The organism is Bradyrhizobium sp. STM 3809 (genome assembly GCF_000239795.1).
Lineage (GTDB): Bacteria > Pseudomonadota > Alphaproteobacteria > Rhizobiales > Xanthobacteraceae > Bradyrhizobium.
Window position 1 is genome coordinate 17,162 of sequence record NZ_CAFJ01000058.1, and the last position, 21,664, is coordinate 38,825.

The window sequence follows — 21,664 nt, forward strand, 5'->3', positions numbered from 1 at the left end:
AGGTTGCCGCAGCATGATAGACGCGAAACCCGCGGCGGCGCCAGCGCCGCCGCTATGGCCTGCGCTGATCGCGATGACGTCGCTCCAGGCGCTGGTGTCGCTGGCGCTGTTTGCGCCGGGCAGTGTGGCTCCACGCGCCGGGCTCGGCATCGAGCAGCTGTCGCTGTTCTCGACCGCCGCCTTTGCGGTCAGTCTCGCGTCGTCGTTCTGGGGCGGCACGCTGGTTCAGAAGGCCGGCTCGCTGCGAGTCGCAGCGCTGTGCGCGGTCGCCGTCTGCACCGGCATGTCGCTGGCGACGCTCGGCCATGGCTGGGCGTTGCTCGGCGCCGGCCTGGTACTCGGCCTCGCGGCTGGACCAGAAACGCCGGCGAGCGCGGCACTGCTCGGACGGCTGGTGCCGCCCGAGCAGCGCGCGATGGTGTTCTCGATCCGGCAGACCGGCAGCCAGATCGGCGCCGTCATCGGCTCGTTGCTGCTGCCACCGCTCGCCGTCGGATTGGCGCCGAGCTCCGCCTACGCCGCCGTGATCGTCTGCGCCCTGATCGGCTTCGTCTGCTTCGAGCGACTGCGGCCGGCCTATGCCGTCACGATATCCGCGATGCCGGATCTCGGCTTGAAGCAGCGGCTGCAGCTCGTCAGCGCCGACCGTCGCATGGCCGCGCTCGCGATCGCCTCGATCCCCTTCAGCGGCATGCAGGTGATCCTCAACACCTGCTTCGTCAGCTTCGGCACATCAGAGCTCGCGCTGAGCCATGTCGAGGCCGGCTGGGTGCTGGCGTCGGCGCAAGGCGCGGGGCTGATCGGACGGCTCGGCTGGGGCGCGGTGGCCACGCGGCTGCGCTCGGCACGCGCGGTGCTGGTAGTGGCCGGCGCGGGCATGGCGGTGTGCGCGATGCTGCTGGGGGTTTGGGGCCCTGTGATGAACCGCGCCACCCTTGTTGTCCTGACCATCCTGTTCGGGCTGACCGCGAGCGGCTGGAACGGCGTGTTCATTGCCGAGATCGCCAATCTCGCCAATCCCGGCCGCGTCGCGGAGGCGACCGGTGCGGTGCTCACGGCGTCGTTTCTCGGCCTCGTCGCGGCACCGCTGCTCGTCGCGCTGCTGACACCGCGTGTCGGGCTTGGCGGCAGCTTCGTCGCACTCGGACTGCTGGCAGCCGCAGGGGCTGCCGTTCTCCTGATGGAGCGTTGTCATGCGCGCAAGTGAGATCGCAACCGCCGTCCTGGCCAGGCAGACGACAGCGAGGGAGATGGCCGAACAGGCGCTGGCGCGCATCGACGCGGCGCGGGCGCTCAACGCGGTCGTGACGATCGATCCGGAGCGAACGCGCGCGGAGGCCGAGGCCGTCGACGCCCGCGTGGCCGCCGGTGAGAAGCTGCCGCTCGCGGGCGTGCCGGTGGTGATCAAGGACAACATCTGGGTCGGCGGCTGGCGCATCACGCAAGGCTCCAAGCTGTTCGCCGCGTTCACCGCACCGGAGGACGCGATCGCGGTCGCACGGCTGCGCCGCGCCGGCGCGGTGATCGTGGGCATCGGCGCGACCTCGGAGTTCGCCTGCAAGGGCGTCACCACGTCGCTGCTGTACGGGCCGACGCGCCATCCGGACAACCCGGACCTGACGCCGGGCGGATCGTCAGGCGGTCCGGCCACGGCCGTCGCCGCTGGCCTCGTGCCGCTGGCGCTCGGCACCGATGCCGGCGGCTCGAGCCGGCGGCCCCCGGCGCATGTCGGCGTGGTCGGCTTCAAGCCCTCCTATGGCGCGATCCCGTATGGACCGGGATTTGCCGAGGCGGGCTGGGGCATCTCGGTGATGGCCCCGATCGCTGCCGATGTCGCGGATGCGAGGCTTGCGTTCGAGGCGATGGCTGGCGTCGATCCGCGCGATCCCACAACGTTCGATCTGCCGCCGGCCGGACAGCCGAAGCCGCTGCGCATCGCGTTCTCACCACGGCTCGGGCTCGATGTCGCCGTCGATGATGAGGTCAGCAGCGGCATCGAACGCGCGGTCGCACGTCTCTCCGCCGCGGGCCTCTCGATTGCGAGACGCGATCCCGTCTGGCCGCCGGGGCTCGCCGAGGACGCGGTGATGCCGCTGCAGCATGCCGGGCTGGCGGCGCTGTTCGGCGAGGCGTTTCGCGCCGATCCCGCGCAATTCGATCCTGATATCGCCAGGCAGATCGAGCGCGGGCTCGGCCTCGGCGGTGCCGACGTTGCGCGCGCGCTCGAGGCGAGCACGCAGATCGCACGCGCCTTTGCGACGTTCTTCCTGGAGGCTGATGTGCTGCTGGCGCCGACGGTGCCGTGTGTGGCCTGGCCGTTCACGCAACTCGGCCCGGCCATGATCGGCGGCCGACCGGCGAGCCCGCGCGGCCATGCGGTGTTCACGCCGTTCGTCAACCATGCCGGAGTGCCGGCGATCTCCATCCCATGCGGGAGGACGACGCAGGGGCTGCCGTATGGCCTGCAGATGATTGCAGCGCGTGGCCGCGATCGCCTGCTGCTCGATGTGGCTGCAAACGCCGAGCGCGTGTTCGCTGATCAGATTTAGTCAATCGATCGCGCCTCGCGCGGTGCCGCCTCGCCCCGCGCGTGGGGAGAGCGCGCTGCCCGTGAAGAACGAGCCGGAGTCCAACCTGCAGGCGGCTGAATCGCCCGCTCTCACCCCTGCTCGAACTTCTTCGCCAGCCGCGCCCGCGTGATGTGGCCGATCTGGTCGATGGCGTTGGCGATCTCGGTGTCGAGATCGTTGCTGATGCGCCGGTCCATCTCGGCGATGACGGAGGCGCGGTCAGCGTGCAGCGCCAGCGCCACGATCAGCGGCATGGCGAACTTGTCGCGATAGCGCCGGTTGATGTCGGCCACGCGCTCGAACTCCGCGCGCGACAGCGACGTGAAGCCGAGCCGGCCCTGCTCGCCGATCGAATCATGCGTCATCTCCCCCGCCAGCGCCTCGCGGCCCGCGAGCTCGGGATGGGCGCGGATCAGCCTCAGCTTCTCGTCGCGGCTCATCGCCCGAACCACGTTCATCAGGGTCGTATGCAGCGCATCGGCGGAATCGTCGAAGGCGGTCAGGCCGGCGCGATAGGCACGGTCGGCAATCTCCGGCGTATGCTCGAAGATGTCGCCATAGCGCTCGACGAACAGCACGCGTGACATCTGCGACGGCCGCCAGACGCCGGCCGGCGGATGCGTCCGGATCCAGTGCCGCGCGATGTCCAGCCGGGTCGCCACCCAGACCTTGTCATGGCCCATGATGTAGTCGAGGAAACGCGCCAGCGCGGCGGCGCGGCCGGGACGGCCGACGAGGCGGCAATGCAGCCCGACCGACATCATCTTCGGGCTGTCGACGCCTTCGGCATAGAGCGTGTCGAAACTGTCCTTCAGATAGGCTAAGAACTGGTCGCCGGAGTTGAAGCCCTGCGGCGTGGCGAAACGCATGTCGTTGGCGTCGAGCGTATAGGGCACGATCAGCTGCGGACCGTGCGGGCCCTGAATCCAGTACGGCAGCTCATCGGCATAGGAATCGGCGCTGTAGACGAAGCCCTGCTCGTTCAGCACGATGTCGAGCGTGTGCGCCGAGGTGCGGCCCTGATAGAATCCGAGCGGCCGCGTCCCCGTCAGCTCGGTGTGGATGCGGATTGCCTGCTCGATATGGGCGCGCTCGTCAGCCGCGGAGAAGTCGCGATAGTCGATCCATTTCAGGCCGTGCGAGGCGATCTCCCAGCCCGCCTCCTTCATCGCGGCGACGGCGTCCGGATTGCGCGCCATCGCGGTGGCGATCGCGAACACCGTGACCGGCAGCTTGCGCGAGGTGAACATCCGCCACAGCCGCCAGAAGCCGGCGCGCGAGCCGAACTCGTAGATCGACTCCATGTTCATGTGGCGCTGGCCCCACCAGGGCTGGGCACCGACGATCTCGGACAGGAAGGCTTCGGAGGCGGTGTCGCCGTGGAGAATGTTGTTCTCGCCGCCCTCCTCGTAGTTGATCACGAACTGCACGGCGATGCGGGCATCGCCTGGCCAGCGCGGATGCGGCGGCGTCCGGCCGTAGCCGACCATGTCGCGCGGGTAATCGGCACTCATGCGTCTCAGCTCCCGCGATAGGTCTGGTAGCTCCAGGGCGTGGCGAGCAGCGGCACGTGATAGTGCGCGCTCGCATCGGCGACCGTGAAGCGGAGCGGAATCAGGTCGAGGAACAGCGGATCGCCGGCGACGAGGCCATGGGCCTTGAAATACGCGCCCATGTGGAACGTCAGCATGTAGGTGCCGGCGGTGAAGTCGTCCCCGGCCAGCACCGGCTGGTCGGTACGTCCATCCGCATTGGTCCGAACCTGCTTGATCCGCCGCCAGGCGCCGCCGGGGCCGAGAACATCGAGGTCGATCGCGACCTCGGCGGCCGGCTTGCCCCTGACCGTGTCCAAGATATGCGTGCTGAGACGGCCCATCGGTGCTCCCTCCTGCTGTCACCCAAGCCTAGCAGCGCCCGGTTAAGGCTTCGAGGCGTTTTGCCGATCACCGCGAGCCCAAAGCGTGGTCAGGCGCCGGCCCGGCCGAAACGCTCGACCAGGAAATCAATGAACAGGCGCACCTTCACCGAGAGGTGACGGGTCGGCGGATAGATCGCGTATAGCGCGAGCGGCGGCGCAGCGTAGTCGGCGAGGATCGCGGTCAGCGCGCCGCTCGCCAGCGCATCCGCCGCGATGAAGTGCGGGATCAGCGCAATGCCCTGCCCCTTGACCGCGACGTCGCGCAGCACCTCGGCATTGTTGACGCACAGGCTCCAGGCCGGCTGGATCCAGTGATCGCCGTCGCGGCCGGTGAGTTTCCACTGGTTGCCGGTCAGCAGGAAGCCATAGGTGAGCGAGCTGTGGCGGCGCAGATCTTCGGGGCTTTCCGGCGTGCCGTGCCGCGCCAGATAGGCCGGCGCGGCACAGACGACCCGCTCGACCGGCATGATCCGCCGCGCCACCAGGCTAGACGATTCCAGCTCGGCGATCCGCAAGGTCACGTCGAAGCCGTCCTGCACCGGGTCGAGCAGATCGTCGCTCAGCACGATCTGCAGCTGCAGCTCGGGATAACGCACCATGAAGTCGGCGACGACGGGCCCGAGCCGCATGGTGCCGAACGACATCGGCGCGTTGACGCGGAGCAGCCCGCGCGGCGCCGCCTGCAACTGGCTGACCGCCTGGTCGGCGGCGTCGAGATCCGCCAGGATCGCGACCGCGCGCTCGAAATAGCGCTGGCCGGTCTCGGTCGGGCTGGCGTGCCGGGTGGTGCGGACGATCAGCTGCACGCCGAGGCTCTGCTCGAGCTGGCCGATATATTTCGAGATCGCCGAGCGCGACAGCCGCAGCTGACGTCCCGCCTCGGCGAAGCTGCCGCTCTCGACCACCTTCACGAACGCCCGGAGGCTGCTGAGCTTGTCCATGGACCCCGAGCGCCATTGTCGCCAAATCGTAGACAGAGACGTCACAAGAGCACGGATTGTCTCCAAATCAAAGCAGTCCGATATTGCATCCAAGAATTCCAGGGCCCTGAGCCGGGCCCAGACAGACAGGAGACCCACATGTCCGGACTGCACCACGTCACCGCGATCGCCGGCGACCCGATCCGCAATTTCGGCTTCTACACCCGCGATCTCGGCCTGCGCTTCGTCAAGAAGACGGTCAATTTCGACGATCCCGGCACCTATCACTTCTATTATGGCGACGAGACCGGCCGCCCCGGCACCATCCTGACCTTCTTCCCCTGGGCCGGCGTGCGTCCCGGCCGCCGCGGCGTCGGCGAGACGCACCAGACCGCGTTCCGGGTGCCGCAGCGCTCGCTCGGCTACTGGACGCAGCGCCTCACCGAGAAGGGCATCGCTTATGAGGCGCTGGAGAAGCGCTTCGGCGAATCGGTGTTGCCGTTCACCGATCCCGACGGGATGGCGCTGGCGCTGGTCGGCGTCCCCGGCGCCGAGAACGAGCCCGGCTTCAGCAACGGCGACATCCCCGCCGAGCATGCGATCCGCGGCTTCCACGGCGTGACCCTGCTGCTCGACTCCGCCGAGAAAACCGCCGCCGTACTGACCGACGTGTTCGGCTTTGCGGAAGCTGGCCGCGAAGGCTCGGTGATTCGCTTCAGGGCGCCGGGCGACGCCGAGGGCAGCGTGGTCGACATCTACGAGGCCAAGGGCTTTCTGCGCGGCGCGCAGGGCGCGGGCTCTGTGCACCACATCGCGTTCCGGGCGGCCGACGATGCCGAGCAGGGCGTGATGGCGCAGAAGCTGGTCGATCGCCACGGCCTGCATCCGACCGAGCAGAAGGACCGCAACTACTTCCGCTCGATCTACTTCCGCGAGCCCGGCGGCGTGCTGTTCGAGATCGCGACCGACATTCCGGGTTTCGCGGTCGACGAGCCGGTGGCCGAGCTCGGACGAAACCTGAAGCTGCCCGCCTTCCTCGAATCGCACCGCAAGCAGATCGAGGGCGTGCTGCCCAAGCTCGAGGAGGCCGCATCGTGACCGGCACATTGTCCTTCACCCACCGCTTCCAGCCCGGAAGCGCGCCGGGAGCAGCGCCGCTGCTGCTCCTGCACGGCACCGGCGGCGACGAGAACGACCTGCTGCCGCTCGGCGCCACGCTGGCGCCCGGCGCGGCGCTGCTGTCACCGCGCGGGCAGGTGCTGGAGCATGGCATGCCGCGCTTCTTCCGCCGCCTGGCGGAGGGCGTGTTCGACGAGGACGACGTCCGACGGCGCGCGCTGGAGCTCGGCGCCTTCATCGACGAGGCGCGGCAGCGCTACCATCTCGCCGCACCAGTCGCGGTCGGCTATTCCAACGGCGCCAACATCGCCGCCGCGCTGCTCCTGCTGCAGCCGGACGCGCTGGCCGGCGCGGTGCTGTTCCGCGCCATGGTGCCGCTCGCGCAGCCGCCGGCTGCCAGGCTCTCGCGCAAGCCGGTTCTGATCCTGTCTGGCAAGGCTGATCCGATCGTGCCGGCGAGCAATTCGGCGAAGCTGTGCAGCCAGCTGATCGAGGCCGGCGCGGACGTGACCCACACGACGTTGCCGACCGGACACCAGCTCTCGCCGGCCGACATCGCGCTGGCGCGCGACTGGATCGCCGGACTGCCGCGGGCGATCGCAGCGTGACCCGCATATGCGCTTGCGGCTGGGATCGATCCTGATCGACAATGCATCGGATCGCGTTTTCGCGGTCCGATGCCGGCGACAGGAGGATCTCGCGATGGCCGTCGACAAGCTGTTCATCAATGCGCGGCTCGACCACGGCGCGCGCCAGGCCATCACGGTCGACAAGGGCCGCATCAGCGGCCTGCTGCCCGACACCGAGCGGCCCGAGGCCCGCGAGGTCATCGATCTCGGCGGCGCGCTGGTCGTGCCCGGTTTCGTCGAAGGCCACATCCATCTCGACACCAGCTTCTATGGCGATGCCTGGAAGCCGCACAAGCCGTGCACCAACGGTTTCGACGTGCATGAGCGGGTGACATTCCAGGCGCAGAACATGGCCGCAGCCGCGCCGATGGACGTGCGCGCGCGCAACCAGCTCGATCTCTGCATCGGCCATGGCACCACGCGGATGCGCAGCCACGTGATGGTCGACGGCTCGGTCGGCCTTAAATCGCTCGAGACGATCCTGCGCGTGCGCGACGAGTATCGCGACCTGATCGAGATCCAGCTGGTCGCCTTTCCGCAGAGCGGCATCCTCAAGAGCCCGGGCACGCCGGAACTGCTCGACGAAGCCATCAGGCTCGGTGCGAACGTGGTCGGCGGGCTCGATCCGGCGAGTTTCGACCGCGACGTCGAGAAGCATCTCGATGTCGTGTTCGGTGTCGCGCACAAGCATGGCGTCGACGTCGACATCCATCTGCATGACGGGGGCATGCTCGGCCTGTTCGAGCTGGAGCAGATCGCGGCGCGCACCCGCGCGCTCGGCATGCAGGGCCGTGTCGCGGTCAGCCACGCTTACGGGCTCGGCGACCTCCCGGCGGAGCCGCTGAAGAAGATCGCCGACGTGCTGGCGGCGTCCGGCGTCGCCATCATGACCAATGCGCCGGGCGCGCGGCCCTTCCCGCCGGTCGCGCTGCTGCGCGAAGCCGGCGTCACCGTGTTCAGCGGCAACGACAACATCCGCGATTCCTGGTGGCCCTATGGCGACGGCGATCTGTTGAACCGCGCCATGATGGTCGGCTACCGCTCCGGTTTCTATGTCGACGACGAGCTGCGTGTCGCCTTCGATCTCGTGACGGCTGCCGGCGCCAAGGCGTTGCGGCTCGCGGACTACGGCCTGCAGGTCGGGGCACGCGCCGACTTCGTCACCCTGCAGGCGGCGCACGTCCCGGAAGCGGTCGTTGCCGTTCCCAAGGGGCGCTCCGTCTACAGGGATGGCCGCCTCGTCGCGCGCGACGGCCACATCGTCAGGCCGAGCTGAACTGGATCTATTGCGCCGGCTCGACCGGCGCCTGCGGACGCGGCGGCTCGGCGCGCGACACCGTGGCCGCCGCAATCCAACGCGTGACCGCCGACAATTGGCCGCCGGACTCGCGATAGGCCTGCAGCTGATAGTCCGCGGAGCTGCCGAACTGCATGATCGTCCGGCAGCGCTCGACCTCGGCCAGACAGCCGAGCGCCTCGGCATGCGGCGCCACGTCGGCAATCATCCGGTTCAGGACCTCCTGCCCGGTGACGGGTCCGTCCTCGCTGACCAACAGGCAGTCGGTGCCGTAGCGCTGCGCCCGCCATTTGTTCTCGACCGCGATCGCGCGCTCGACATTGCCGACGGCGTCGGCGAGATCGGGATGGAGATAGAGATGGCGCGCCAGCGCGCGATAAAGCGAGGCAATCGCCAGCGCGTCGTCGACGGCGGTGCAGACGTCCGGCGCGCGCAATTCCAGCGTCGGATGACGCAGCGACGGCCGCATCGCCCACCACACATGGCTCTCGTCGGGCATGACGCCGGACTTCGTGAGCGCCGCGACATAGCGGTCATACTGCTTCTTGGACGTGAACAGCTCGGGCAGGCCCGTGCGCGGCAGCTCGTCATAGGCGGCGAGCCGGTAGCCCTTCAGCCCGGTCTCGCGCGAATTCCAGAACGGCGAGGACGCCGACAGCGCAATGAACACGGGAATATAGGGGATCATCGCCCGCATCACCGCAAAGCGGCGATCGGGATCCGGCAGCTGGACATGCACATGCATGCCGCACAGCATGTTGCGCTGGCCGACGATGCGCAGATCCTCCATCATCTCGGCGTAGCGCGGCTTCGGCGTCGGCTGCGAGCTTCGCCATGTTGCGGTCGGATGCGTCGAGCAGGCGAGAATCGTCAGGCCATACTGGCTGGCGACGCTGGCCACCTCACGCCGCAGGAATTTCAGCTCCTCGCGCGCGTCGCCCACGTCGACATGAACATTGGTCGCTACCTCGAGCTGGGCCTGCAGCATCTCGCGCATCGCCTGCCCGCCAGTCGACCAGTTTGCCGCCTCGAACAGGTCATCCGGAGTTTGGATGGCGACGTCCAGCGTCCTGGCATCGACGAGGAAGTACTCCTCCTCGATGCCAAAGGAATATTCCGTCACCTCTTCCCCGCCGGTCGCGGAGCGGATCACGAGGCGACGCTCGTCATCGCTCAGGCCAAGTCTCAGCCGCTCGAGTATTCTGGGGTCCAATCCCATGTGATCGATCCGTTCAAAATCAAATGCCGTGAGTCTGCAACCAGGCTTCGAGCAAGGCCGCCTGCCACAGCCGCGAGTGCCCCTTGGGGCTCATCTCGGCTTCCGGGTGCTGCAGCATGTGGTCGATGAACTCGCGCCGATAGAGACCGCGCATGCGCGCCTTGTCGGCACTCAGCACGTCGCGCACATAGTCGAGAAACGGTCCGCGCAGATAGCGCAGCGCCGGCACAGGGAAGTATCCCTTGGGACGATCGATCACCTCGGCCGGCACGCAGCGCCGCGCCGCCTCCTTCAGGATATACTTGCCACCGTTCTTGACCTTCAACTCGGCCGGCAACCGCGCGGCGAGTTCGACGACGTCGTGATCGAGAAATGGCACGCGGGCTTCAAGCCCGAACGCCATCGTCATGTTGTCGACCCGCTTCACAGGATCGTCGACCATCATGATCTCGGTGTCGATCTGCAGCACTTTGTCGACCGCCGCGCCGCCGTGATCGGCGAAGAAGCGCTCGACGAGCGCGAGGCTCGCATCGTCGCCGAGATAATCCGGGGCAAGCAGCCGTTGCAGATCCGAGTGTTTCCAGTCGAAATACGCGTTCTGATATTGCTCGACCGGATCGTTCGCGGAGAGAAAGCCGGGGTACCAGCTATAGCCGCCGAACACCTCGTCGGCGCCCTGCCCGCTCTGCACCACCTTGACGCGCTTGGCGACCTCCGACGACAGCAGATGGAACGCGACCGCGTCGTGGCTGACCATCGGCTCCGACATGGCAGCGATCGCATGCGGCAAGGCCTCGAGCGCGCGATGACCACCGATCCTGATCTGCTCGTGGTTGGTCCCGAAGGTCCTTGCAATCACGTCGGAGTAGCGGAACTCGTCGCCGCTGTGCTCGCCCACCGCATCGAAGCCGATCGAGAATGTGCGGATGTCGTCATGGCCCAGTTTCGACAACAGGGCCACGAGCAGCGACGAATCGAGACCGCCGGACAGCAGCACGCCCACCGGCACATCGGCCACCCGGCGCCGGTCGACCGCCGCCGTCATCGCCTCAAGCACGGCATCCGACCATTCCTCCTGGCTCATGGCACGGTCGGTCGGACGCTGCGCGCCGACATTGAAGTGCCAATAGCGCTCGTGATGCTGCGAGCCGTCGGGCTCGATGGTCAGCAGGGTCGCGGGCTCGAGCTTCTTCACGCCGCTGAGGATGGTGCGCGGCGCCGGGACGGCCGCGTGAAAGCTGAAGAAGTGGTGCAGCGCCGTGCGATCCAGCGACGTGTCGACGCCACCGCCGGCAAGCAGCGCAGGCAACGACGAGGCGAAGCGGAAATAGCCTGGACCCTCGGTGTAGTAGAGCGGCTTGATGCCGAGCCGGTCGCGCGCGATCACGACGCGCCCGCTGTCGCGCTCCCACAGCGCAAAGGCGAACATGCCCTTGAAGCGCTGCACGCAGGTCTTGCCCCAGGCGTGATAAGCCTTGAGGATCACTTCGGTGTCGCCATCGGAGAAGAAGCGATAACCCTTCGCCTGCAGCTCGGCGCGGAGCTCGCGAAAATTATAGATGCAGCCGTTGAACGCGATGCCGAGCCCGAGCGCCGCGTCGATCATCGGCTGCTGCGCGGCGGAGGAGAGATCGAGGATGCTCAGACGCCGGTGGCCGAGTGCGATGCAGCCCTGGACATAGAGTCCTGCCGCGTCGGGCCCGCGCGCCTGCATTGCGTCGTTGACCCGGCCGAGCCCCGCAAGGTCCGGCTGGCCGGAATGCCTGATTTCACCACAAATGCCGCACATCGCGGAACATCCAACTCCGTTGTTCTACATGCCTCCGACAACCCTCTGTGATCGCTTGCGTTCCGCCTCGAGCTCGATGGCGCCTGCGACAAAGAGCGGAACAATTTCGGCACGCCTGGACGCACGCGCGACCAGCACGTGATCCGGCGGAACTTCGATCCAGTCCGGCTCCTTGTCGTAGGGCTCCGACACGGCGATCACCTGGTCGCCGTCCTCGCGGTAGTAGAGCGAGTTGGCGCGATCGTTGGCGGCGAAGCGGAACGCGTAGAGATCGTGGCCGTTCGACAGCGCGGACGTGAAGCGCAGATGCTCGCGCAGACCATCCTCGTTGACGAGCCGATGCAGGCTTCGCAGCACCTTGGACGTTGCGGCGATCGGATCCTGGTCGATGCCCGCCCCGACGATCGCGAGAAACACGGCCTCGGAATCGGTCGTACCGAGCCGCGATGGATACAACGTATCGGGAATCATCGCCTCGACCTTGCGCCGCAGCCTGTTCCAGCTGCCGACGAAGCCGTTATGCATGAACAGCCAGCGGCCGCAGGCAAACGGATGGCAGTTCTGCCGCGTCACGGCCGTGCCCGTCGCAGCCCGGACGTGGGCGAAGAACAGATGCGAGCGCAGATGCCGGCAGAGATAACGCAGATTCTCGTCCGACCACGCCGGCCGCGTCTCGCGATACAGGCCCGGTTCCGGATGGTCGCCATACCAGCCGAGACCGAAGCCGTCGCCATTGGTGCCCGCAGTCGATTCGAGCGCGCGGATGCTCTGCGTCACCAGCGAATGCTCGGGCTCGGTGACGTAATGCTCGAACGCAGTCGTTTCTCCGCGATAGGCGATCCAGCGGCACATCATGGCGCTCCTCTGCAATGAAGACGTTTGCCGCCGACGCGACCGGCCCGGCGAGATGGACCAACACCGACGTCGCGCGTATCGTTTCCAGGAACTTACGCTCCGGGCGGAGCGGCTCCGCGAACGGCCGATTGCAGCCACGACTGTGCACTTCGATCAGATAGATCGCGGGCTGTGCAGGCCATGAACTCCTCGAGCACGCAGCCTGAGGCGCCGTCATGACATTGAAGCGGCATTGGCGTGCGCGAAGGGGACGTCTCCTGCCGGGTTTCGAGACACATCAAACGTGCCGACAAATGTCGGGTTCCCTCAGCCGCGATCGAGCGAAGCGATCCAGTTGCTGATCTCGGCCTGGCGCAGCCGGTCATCGGCGATGTCCTGGTCGAGCCCGAGGCGCCAGAGCAGATCGCGCCGGGCGCGGTCATGGTGCAGCGAGGCGAGATCCGCCGCGTAGCGCTCGAGCTCGGCCGGATCGGCAAAGAACCCCTCATCGACCAGCGGCTGACCGATGCGCCTGACGACCCAGGCGAGATCCTGCAGGCTGAACTCCGGGTGATACTGCACGCCCCAGAAGCGACCGCGTCCGTTGCGGATCTCGGCGGCCTGCACCTCGCTCATCGCGTTGCGGGCGGTGACCGTCGCATCCGGGGGCAGCCTGGTCACGATGTCGCTGTGGATCGCGGGCGCATCGAACACCTCGCCGCGCCCGGCATGCAGCGGATGACCGCGCCCCGCCTCGGTCAGCGCGATCTTGCGCGCGAACGCGACCTCGCGTCCGGCCGGATTGAGCGAGACCTCTCCGCCGGCCGCCACCGTCGCCAGCTGCAGCCCCCAGCAGGAGCCGAACATCGGCACGCCCTCGGTGAAGATCGTGCGCACCAGCTCGATCTGGCGCAGCGCTTCCGGCTCGCGCTGATAGATGTTGAGCGCGGACCCGGTGATGACGATGCCCTGGTAGGCCTGGATCGGCTGCGGCAGCCGCGCATCGGCGTCGGCCGGCGTCGCGATGTCCACCACCGCGCCGGGCGCGAGCGCGCGCAGCACCTCGGCATAGCTTTCCGACGGCGTATGCCCGGCGACCTCCGCCCAGCGGCGGCGACCATCGAGCGAGTTGCCTTCGAGCACGAGCAGCTTCAACACGTCGCCATTCTCCGAATGATCACCGGCATCGCCGTCTCAGGGCGTGAGAACGCCGCGCAGGAACTGCGCGCTGCGCTCCCGAACGTCGGGACGGTTGAGGATCGTGTGCACGTCGGCATCGACCAGCATCACCTCCGCTTTCGGATCATCCTTCAAGGCTGCGGCGCAGGAGCCGGTCACGGCGCGGTCCTTGTTCCAGAGATTGGCCGCCGAGAAATACGGATCGCGCGCCGAGATCGCGTTCAGCACCGGCTCCTTGGGACCGATGCCGAGCCGCGGCGCGGTGACGAAGTAATTGTCCTCGCAGGACCAGGAATAGATCAGGCGCGCAGCGACATCCCGGCCGGCGTAGCGACCGACCGCCACCGAGCCCTCGCTGGTGCCCGCGAGCACGAGGCGCTGCCGATCGACCCAGCTCCAGTCGCGCGACGCCTTCAGCGCGTTCTCCAGCTCGGCGAGCCGCAGGTCATGGACACGCTCGTAGGTGGCGACATCGACCGGCGAGGTATAGGTGAGCCGGTCCGGGATCGCGAGGCTGTCGGGCGCGACCGAGGCGACGCCGAGCTCGTCGGCCAGCCAGGACTGAAACTCCTTCACCGCCGGAGCCACCCCGCTCGAGCCGTGCATCACCACCACGAGCGGCGCGATCCCGATCACGTCGGGCGCATCCTCCGCATGTCCCTCCCAGCGCCGCCCGCCCATGAGCGCCGCCGGCAGCACGAGATTGGCCTTCGCCCAGGTCAGCGCGAGATTGTCGGTTGACGGCTCCAGCACCGAGCCTTTGGTCTCGCCGGGCTTGTCGGCCGCGACAGCCGCCGTGACGGACAGCAGCGCCAAGCCAGCCAATACACAGCGCAACAACACCATTGCCGACATCAACCTCTTGCCAGAGACGAGCGCAGGGCGCCTGCAGGTTTCATCTCATGACATCGAGATCGGCACAAGCGGGCGACGGCGCGCCATCCGCAGGCCTTCCATGCGCTTGCGCCTCGTGTCGAAAACACGCGCGCGATGGGCAGGACTAAAATCGACCCTGATCGATGCACGGCGCCTGTGCTCGCGTGACTGGTCATGGACGTCGATGCCGACCTCGCGGATAAAACAAATGATGACGCGGGGTCGTGGCCTCGCATGCAAGGGGCCTCGGCAGGCGCGGCGCCGCATCTGCCGCATCGAGCGCTCGGCCGCAGTCGCGGACGAGATGCAGCCGCGGCGGAGCCGAGGGCGACGGCGGAAGCTCCTCGCAGGCCGCGCCCGCGGGATTGGGAACGTCCCGCGGCATCAGGACCAGCAGGGTGGCCTTGAGTCCTCTCAGGATCGCTCCTACGGCACGCGACGGCCGTAGCGGCCGATCGCGGCCCGGCGCTCGCGCGCGGCGTCCGCGCTGATCGTTCGCCGAGGCGGTCTCGTCGGTCGGCAGCATCACGCGAAGCGGCTGCTCCGAGGGGCCGGTCGCAATCAACATCTTGCGCATGCGTCTCACCTTCGTATCTCGACAGCCGACGCATCGGCCGCATAAGCCGCGACCATCGCGCAGGGGCGGTGACGGCGAGCTGTTGGCGGATGTCAGCATAATGTCAGCTCGCCGCCCCATACTGTTCCTCCTACTGACGCGCGCTGCGCGGGGCTTCGCGCTTCAGCTGCTCCAGCGCCTCCGGCATCATGCGGCCGAACATCGAGCTCAGCATCGCCGTCGGGATCAGGCCGGAGTTGCCGCTTTCTTGCCCCGGGCCGCCGGACATCAGGAATTGCGGCACCAGCGGCTGGTTGATCCGGGTCAGCGCCTCGGCGAACTTGGCGAAGTTCTGCTCGGCCAGCCTGAACTCCGGCCCGCCATAGGCATCAACGGCGAGCTTGGTCGCCTGCGCGTTCGCCGCACCGACCGCGAGCGCGCGATCGGCCTCGCCCTGGCCCTCGAGCCGCGACTGCTCGCCGACGGCGGCCGCCGTCACCTTGCGGGTCTCGGCATCCTTCTGCGCGCGGGCGAGCGCGGCCGCGCCTTCGTTCTCGTTGACGCGGATCTGGATCAGCGACTGCGTCAGCGCCGCCTGCGCCGCCGCCGTCGCCTTGGCCTCGTTGAGCGTACGCTCCTGGATCGCGGCCTTCTCCTGCTCTTGGAAGGTCTCGACCTGCTCGCGCGCGACCTGGCGCATGCGCAGCTGGATCAGGATGTTCTCGATGGTCTGGTCGCCCGGCGCGGCGCGCGGCGTGCCGATCAAGACCTCCTGCAGCTCGAGCGAATAGCCCTCGAACTTCACCTTCATCTCGGCCGCGGATTCCTCCTGGATGGCGGCGCGGTTCTGCAACAGCTCGATCAGGGTCATCTTCTGCGCGACGTTCTTGAAGAACGCCGAGACCATCGGGTCGAGCGTCTGCTCGACGAGCTTCTTCACGTCGCCGAAGCGCTGGATGATCATCGGCGCCTTCTTGTAGTCGATGTGCATCACCACCGAGAGCGGCAGGGTCGGTTCGAACGCGTCCTTGGTGATCAGCGAGATCTCCGACAGGTTCTCGTCGAGCTTCATCGCGCCGACCTCGCCGCGCACCCATTTGAGGATGAAGTTGACGGTCGGGATGATCTCGATCTTGCCGGCATAGGTGTTGAACGCGTATTTGCCGGGCAGCAGCGGATCCTTCCAGACGCCGCGGCCGCCATTACTGACGAGCTCGCCATGGCGATAGGTTTCGCCGGAGACGTCGGCCATGCGCGGCCCCGTGTAGAAGATGACGACGCCGACATTGCCCACGGGGATGATCGTCTTCGGCACGTTCTCGACGGTGGCGAACAGGCGGTTGATGTACCAGGTGCCCTCGACGATGACCTGCAGCTGACGGCCGCGATGGCCGCCGGCGGCGAGGAATTTCTCGGGCTCCTGGAAGTTGTTGTGGAAGGTCGCGGCGTCGTGCAGCTCGGTGCCGACCTCCGGCGCGATGATCTCGCCCGGAGGCAGCGACGGGCCGTCATGCACGGTGACGATGCCGACCAGGTCATGATCGGCCGCCAGGATCACGGGGGTGAAGCCCCAGCGCTCGGCGATGGTCAGCTGCATGGCGTCGAGCACGACGCGCTCCTGGTCGCTCAGCGCATGGCCATAGACGCGCTCGTCGGTGATGATCGCGAACTGCGTGGTGTTGATCGCATAGGTGCCCTCGCGCAGGATCTTGCGCTGCGGGCCCTTCTGGCCGCCGGCCAAAAGGAAGCGGCGCGCATCCTGGAAGTCGCTGTTGTCGGCGCTGTCGTTGGCGCCCAGCACCTGCGAGGCGCCGAGCGGCGCGCCGTCGCGGGCAAAGACATAGGCGATCTTGCCCTGGCCGACGGTCACCAGGTCCGACGTGTGGATGCGGTACATGAAGGGAAAGAACAGGTGCAGGCCGCCGCGCAGCACTTCGGGCTCGAAGCCGGCCTCGCCGTTCAGCGCGATGAAGCCGTCGGCGACGGAGCCGCGGAGGCTCCACAATTTCTCGACGATGCCGACCTGGTTGTTGGGGATGTAGCGGATGACGTTGGAAAGCTTCAGCAGTGCAAGCAACGCAATGATCGCCCCGGCCGCGAGGGCCGGCTGGACCAGAGTGGTGATGTCCATGAGGGGTCTCCAAGTCGCGCATGGCCGGGGCGGCTGTTGCCACCGCGCTGTCACCGCGCGCGATCATGCCGATCGATGTCGGCGGCCGAGAAACTAGACCTCCTGCGGATTTTTCAAAGACCACCGTCGCCGAAATATTTCGCCTCCCCGGTTTGAACCTGCCTTGCCATCCGGCGACTCAATCGCCTCCCAGGCGCCTCCGCAGCAACGCCAGCACTTCGGGCTCGTCGAACGCGGTGGCGGACAGCGCCGCCCCCGCCGCGATCAGGTCGTCATGGCCGAGATTGGTGCGCATGCCCACGGTGACGATGCCCGCCGCGGTGGCAGCCGTGATCCCCGCGCGCGAATCCTCGAAGGCGACGGCACGGTCCGGCGCGGCATCCACCGCGCGCAGCCCTTCCAGATAGGGCAGAGGGTGCGGCTTGCCGTGCGGCAGCTCGTCGCCGATGATGACGGCACGAAACCGGCTTGCGATGCCGAGCTCCGCGAGGATCAGCTCGGCATTGGCGCGCGGCGCGTTGGTCACCGCCACGATGGGGATCGCCGCGGCGTCCGCCTGATCGAGCAGCGCCATCAGGCCGGGCAGCGGCTCCACCCTGCCGGCGGCGAGGCTGCGAAACACCTCCTCTTTCCGGGCCATGATTGCGGTGCGCCGCTCCGGGAGCTCGTCGGGCAAAAATTCGGCAGCGATCGACGCATTCGAGCGCCCGAGCAGTTCGCGTGCCGCCCGCGCCCGGTCGAAGCGGTGGCCATAGGGGCCGAACACCGCGTTGAACGCCTCCAGATGCAACGCATCCGTATCGGCCAGGGTGCCATCGATGTCGAACAGCAGCGCCTGCCGCTGTTTGAAAACGCCTCGCATCAGCAAATTGACCTCAAACTCATCCGGATGTTGACGCGATCTGATCCAACTCTCGACCATCACGGCTGTCGTTATCTCCGAAACGGCGTGAAACCGCGACGGGGGAAATTGCGATGATCGGCCATTTGCAAGCGATGTCCCAGTTCAGTTCGATCAAGACGCTCGGCGCCGCGGCGCTGCTCTCGACGATGATCCTCGCGCTTCCCGGCGCGGCGCAGGCCGGTCAGGCCAGCGCGGACATGGTCAATGGCCAGTACTGCAACGCGATGTGCAAGGCCTACATGGCCTGGTCCAACCGCATGCTGGCGATCACCCAGCCGAGCTACGCCCGGCCGCAAATGCGCGTCGCCGTACCGCAGACGGCCACGCCGCAGAAGAACGACAAGGCGGAGCGAACCGAGCCGCGGATGACGCAGCATCCGCCGAAGCCGCACCGGCCGGCCAATCTCAACTCCTTCGCCCAGGTGCCGTCGGGCACCCGCGCCGCGCAACCGGCGATGGATGCCCCCCAGACCCAGACCGACGACGGCTCCGCCGCCTATGCCGGCGCGCAGATGGGCCGCATGCTCTCGACCGACCCGCAGCCGGCGGTGGCCGGCCTGCGCGGCAGCACCGACGGCGCCGACATGCGGCTGGTGCCGATCTCCGATACCGGCCTCGCCCAGGATTCGCGCACTGTCGGCGACGCCTCCGGCAGCCCGCGCTCCAGGATGCCCTCGATCTGGATCATGATCGCCGCCGCGGCGCTGCTGGCGTTCTTCGGCCATGGCTGGCTGAAGCGGCGCACCGCGGCGAACCACGAGCTCAACTGACAGTCGAGCGACCGGTACGACCGTCCCGCGATACCCCACGGGAACCATTCCGGACAATTTGATCATCCGCCGCAGGCTGCGACAGGCCACTCGGTTGAACTGACAGCCCCGTTTCTCTATGCCTGGGCGATGACCATCGCCCTCACCACCCCGCCTCTGAGCGCTCCCTCCTTGAGTTCCTGGCCGCGCCATCGCGCCGACCTCAAGCCCGCGCCGTTCCTGCCGATGAGCCGGAAGGAGATGGACGCGCTCGGCTGGGACGTCTGCGACATCGTGCTGGTCACCGGCGACGCCTATGTCGACCATCCCTCGTTCGGCATGGCGATCATCGGCCGGCTGCTCGAGGCCCAGGGCTTTCGCGTCGGCATCATCTCGCAGCCCGACTGGCACTCGGCCGAGCCTTTCAAGGCGCTGGGTCGCCCGCGCGTGTTCTTCGGCGTCACCGGCGGCAACATGGACTCCATGGTCAACCGCTACACCGCCGACCGCCGCATCCGCAGCGACGACGCCTACACACCGAACGGCGAAGGCGGCAGGCGGCCGGACCGCTGCACGCTGGTCTATGCGCAGCGCTGCCGCGAGGCGTTCAAGGACGTGCCGGTCGTGCTCGGCGGCATCGAGGCGTCGCTGCGCCGCATCGCGCATTACGACTACTGGTCCGACAAGGTGCGCCGCTCGGTGCTCGCCGACGCCAAGGCCGACATCCTGATCTACGGCAATGCCGAGCGCGCCGTGATCGAGGTCGCCCACCGTATCGCCGGCGGCGAAGCGCCCAGGGATATCCAGTCGGTGCGCGGCACCGCGCTGTTCCGGAAGGTCCCCGAGGGCTACGTCGAGCTGCACGCCGACGATCTCGATTCCGCCGACGAAGGTGCTGCGCGCGAAAAGGGCGACGTCGTCATCCGGCTGCCGTCCTGCGAGCAGGTCGAGGCCGACAAGGAAGCCTATGCGCGGGCGTCGCGCGTGCTCCACCGCGAGAGCAATCCCGGCAATGCGCGCCCCCTCGTGCAGCGCCACGGCGACCGCGACCTCTGGCTCAACCCGCCGCCGATCCCGCTGACCATGGCGGAGATGGACAGCGTCTACGACCTGCCCTACGCCCGCGCGCCGCATCCGTCCTATGGCGATGCCAAGATCCCGGCCTGGGACATGATCAAGTTCTCGGTCACGATCATGCGCGGCTGCTTCGGCGGCTGCACCTTCTGCTCGATCACCGAGCATGAGGGCCGCATCATCCAGAGCCGCTCGGAAGGCTCGATCCTGCAGGAGATCGAGCGCATCCGCGACAAGACGCCGGGCTTCACCGGCGTGATCTCCGACATCGGCGGCCCGACCGCCAACATGTACCGGATGGCCTGCAAGGATCCGAAGGTCGAGGCCGCGTGCCGCAGGCCAAGCTGCGTCTTCCCCGAGATCTGCCCCAACCTCAACACCTCGCATGACGACCTCATCCGGCTGTATCGCAAGGTGCGTGAGGTCAAGGGCGTCAAGCGCGTGATGGTCGCCTCCGGCGTGCGCTACGACCTCGCGGTCGAGAGCCCGGCCTATATCAAGGAGCTGGTGACCCATCACGTCGGCGGCTATCTGAAGATCGCGCCGGAGCATACCGAGCGCGGCCCGCTCGACAAGATGATGAAGCCGGGCATCGGCACCTATCACCGCTTCAAGCAGATGTTCGACGCGGCCGCCGAGCAGGCGGGCAAGAAGTACTATCTGATCCCGTATTTCATCGCGGCGCATCCGGGCACCAGCGACGAGGACATGATGAACCTCGCGCTGTGGCTGAAGAAGAACCGCTACCGTGCCGACCAGGTCCAGACCTTCCTGCCGTCGCCGATGGCCACGGCGACCGCGATGTATCACACCGGCGTCAATCCGTTGCGCGGCGTCCGCCACGGCGCCAGCGACAAGGTCGAGGCGATCAAGGGCCTGAAGCAGCGCCGCCTGCACAAGGCCTTCCTGCGCTATCACGACCCCGACAATTGGCCCGTCCTGCGCGACGCGCTCCGCGCGATGGGCCGCGCCGACCTGATCGGCTCGCGCCCGGACCAGCTGGTGCCCGCGCATCAGCCGCCGGGAACGGGCAAGGCTGCGGCCACGCGGCGTCCGGTGCGGCCGGAGCCGCGCCCGCAGAAGTTCACAACCAAGGGCGTGAAGATCAGGAAGTAGCGAACTAGCAAGGCGTGAGCCGAACATCACACCGCCCCTTTGCGTGTGAGTTGGAATGTCGTGAGCGCTTGAGTTGGAATCTCGTGCCCCACATTCCGTCGTCATCACCCGCGAAGGCGGGTGATCCAGTACGCCGTAGCGCCTCGGCTCTATCTCCACCGCCTCTGGAATACTGGATCGCCCGGTCAAGCCGGGCGATGACGATGAGTTTGTCGCGGGACGATGGCTCTATAATCCACGTCGTTGCAGGCACCATCTCACCCCACCCACCACTGTCGTCCCGGCCTTGAGCCGGGACCCATAACCACAGGGGGATGGGCGTGGCACATCCGGAGTTCCTTGCGTGCCTCACAAACCCGCCTGTGGTTATGGGTCCGTGCGTTCGCAGGGACGACACCGAGTTGGTAGCAAGGCCATCCCGCCCATTCTCCGCCGTCGTGGGCAGCCATCCCGCCTCACCCTCCACCGTCATCCCGGACGAGCGCGCGCAGCGCGCGGAGATCCGGGACCCATAACCACAGGACGGCGTGTTGAGCATACGCTTAGCCACTTGCGTGCCTCACACATCCGCCGGTGGTTATGGGTCCCGGCTCAAAGGCCGGGACGACACTGAGTTTGTTGTGACGCCGTTCCAACTCACAAGCACGACGAGCACCACGCACACGCGCGCCCGCTTCCATTCGCTGTCCGATTCTTCCAAACAGCCGCCCGCAGCCCCGCGGCGCTGCTGCGCCCGGGTCATGCTGTCGACGGCGCCCTCGACGATGAGAGGGCGCGGGGAAGG

18 protein-coding genes are annotated in these 21,664 nt (G+C 67.5%); 7 read left to right on the plus strand and 11 right to left on the minus strand.

Annotated features, from left to right (window positions below; translation table 11 throughout):
• The first annotated feature begins 13 nt into the window (after window positions 1–13).
• The gene (locus BRAS3809_RS02655; protein ID WP_008960556.1) at window positions 14–1,207 is read left to right on the plus strand and encodes an MFS transporter; all 1,194 of its coding nucleotides are present in this window, start codon (window positions 14–16) and stop codon (window positions 1,205–1,207) included.
• Complete coding sequence (locus BRAS3809_RS02660) at window positions 1,194–2,549, plus strand: amidase (protein WP_008960557.1); 1,356 nt, start codon at window positions 1,194–1,196, stop codon at window positions 2,547–2,549. Before BRAS3809_RS02655 ends, BRAS3809_RS02660 begins: the two co-directional genes overlap by 14 nt.
• 110 nt (window positions 2,550–2,659) lie before the next feature.
• On the opposite strand, the gene puuE is transcribed toward BRAS3809_RS02660, so the two are convergent.
• The 3 genes from puuE to BRAS3809_RS02675 all read right to left on the minus strand — a co-directional run bounded on the left by puuE (window position 2,660) and on the right by BRAS3809_RS02675 (window position 5,429).
• On the minus strand, window positions 2,660–4,084 hold the full coding sequence (gene puuE / locus BRAS3809_RS02665; RefSeq protein ID WP_008960558.1) for an allantoinase PuuE: 1,425 nt from the start codon (window positions 4,082–4,084) through the stop codon (window positions 2,660–2,662).
• A gap of 5 nt (window positions 4,085–4,089) precedes the next feature.
• Entirely contained in the window at window positions 4,090–4,446 is a 357-nt protein-coding gene (gene uraH, locus BRAS3809_RS02670) for a hydroxyisourate hydrolase (RefSeq protein ID WP_008960559.1), read from the minus strand.
• Window positions 4,447–4,535: 89 nt separating this feature from the next.
• Complete coding sequence (locus BRAS3809_RS02675; protein ID WP_008960560.1) at window positions 4,536–5,429, minus strand: LysR family transcriptional regulator; 894 nt, start codon at window positions 5,427–5,429, stop codon at window positions 4,536–4,538.
• A gap of 138 nt (window positions 5,430–5,567) precedes the next feature.
• Between BRAS3809_RS02675 and BRAS3809_RS02680 the strand changes: the two genes are divergently transcribed.
• The 3 genes from BRAS3809_RS02680 to BRAS3809_RS02690 all read left to right on the plus strand — a co-directional run bounded on the left by BRAS3809_RS02680 (window position 5,568) and on the right by BRAS3809_RS02690 (window position 8,432).
• A complete protein-coding gene (locus BRAS3809_RS02680; RefSeq protein ID WP_008960561.1) occupies window positions 5,568–6,506 on the plus strand; it encodes a ring-cleaving dioxygenase in 939 nt (312 codons plus the stop codon).
• Window positions 6,503–7,135 (plus strand): alpha/beta hydrolase, encoded by a 633-nt coding sequence (locus BRAS3809_RS02685; RefSeq protein WP_008960562.1) that lies wholly within the window; start codon window positions 6,503–6,505, stop codon window positions 7,133–7,135. The genes BRAS3809_RS02680 and BRAS3809_RS02685 overlap by 4 nt, the downstream gene beginning before the upstream one ends.
• 94 nt (window positions 7,136–7,229) lie before the next feature.
• Entirely contained in the window at window positions 7,230–8,432 is a 1,203-nt protein-coding gene (locus BRAS3809_RS02690) for an amidohydrolase family protein (protein WP_008960563.1), read from the plus strand.
• Between the two features lie 7 nt (window positions 8,433–8,439).
• Here the strand turns inward: BRAS3809_RS02690 and BRAS3809_RS02695 are convergent, their stop codons facing one another.
• The 7 genes from BRAS3809_RS02695 to BRAS3809_RS02730 all read right to left on the minus strand — a co-directional run bounded on the left by BRAS3809_RS02695 (window position 8,440) and on the right by BRAS3809_RS02730 (window position 17,905).
• Window positions 8,440–9,672 carry a carboxylate-amine ligase gene (locus BRAS3809_RS02695; protein WP_008960564.1) on the minus strand — a complete coding sequence of 411 codons (1,233 nt, stop codon included), beginning with the start codon at window positions 9,670–9,672 and terminating at the stop codon, window positions 8,440–8,442.
• A 19-nt stretch (window positions 9,673–9,691) separates the two neighbouring features.
• Window positions 9,692–11,461, minus strand: coding sequence for an N-acetylglutaminylglutamine amidotransferase (locus BRAS3809_RS02700; protein ID WP_035655113.1), 1,770 nt, complete (start codon window positions 11,459–11,461; stop codon window positions 9,692–9,694).
• A 24-nt stretch (window positions 11,462–11,485) separates the two neighbouring features.
• A complete protein-coding gene (locus tag BRAS3809_RS02705; RefSeq protein ID WP_008960566.1) occupies window positions 11,486–12,313 on the minus strand; it encodes a class II glutamine amidotransferase in 828 nt (275 codons plus the stop codon).
• 309 nt (window positions 12,314–12,622) lie between these two features.
• Window positions 12,623–13,453: a type 1 glutamine amidotransferase gene (locus tag BRAS3809_RS02710; protein WP_008960567.1), complete on the minus strand. Its 831-nt coding sequence runs from the start codon at window positions 13,451–13,453 to the stop codon at window positions 12,623–12,625.
• A 36-nt stretch (window positions 13,454–13,489) separates the two neighbouring features.
• Entirely contained in the window at window positions 13,490–14,320 is an 831-nt protein-coding gene (locus BRAS3809_RS02715; protein ID WP_008960568.1) for a dienelactone hydrolase family protein, read from the minus strand.
• Window positions 14,321–15,057: 737 nt separating this feature from the next.
• Window positions 15,058–17,037 carry an SPFH domain-containing protein gene (locus BRAS3809_RS02725; protein WP_008960570.1) on the minus strand — a complete coding sequence of 660 codons (1,980 nt, stop codon included), beginning with the start codon at window positions 17,035–17,037 and terminating at the stop codon, window positions 15,058–15,060.
• 178 nt (window positions 17,038–17,215) lie between these two features.
• The gene (locus BRAS3809_RS02730; protein WP_008960571.1) at window positions 17,216–17,905 is read right to left on the minus strand and encodes an HAD family hydrolase; all 690 of its coding nucleotides are present in this window, start codon (window positions 17,903–17,905) and stop codon (window positions 17,216–17,218) included.
• Between the two features lie 107 nt (window positions 17,906–18,012).
• Between BRAS3809_RS02730 and BRAS3809_RS02735 the strand changes: the two genes are divergently transcribed.
• Window positions 18,013–18,711, plus strand: a complete 699-nt coding sequence (locus tag BRAS3809_RS02735; protein WP_008960572.1) for a hypothetical protein — start codon at window positions 18,013–18,015, stop codon at window positions 18,709–18,711.
• A gap of 129 nt (window positions 18,712–18,840) precedes the next feature.
• Window positions 18,841–20,880, plus strand: coding sequence for a YgiQ family radical SAM protein (locus BRAS3809_RS02740; RefSeq protein ID WP_008960573.1), 2,040 nt, complete (start codon window positions 18,841–18,843; stop codon window positions 20,878–20,880).
• Window positions 20,881–21,457: 577 nt separating this feature from the next.
• Here the strand turns inward: BRAS3809_RS02740 and BRAS3809_RS37010 are convergent.
• Window positions 21,458–21,664: hypothetical protein (locus tag BRAS3809_RS37010; RefSeq protein ID WP_210161093.1), on the minus strand; the 207-nt coding region annotated here is incomplete at its 5' end.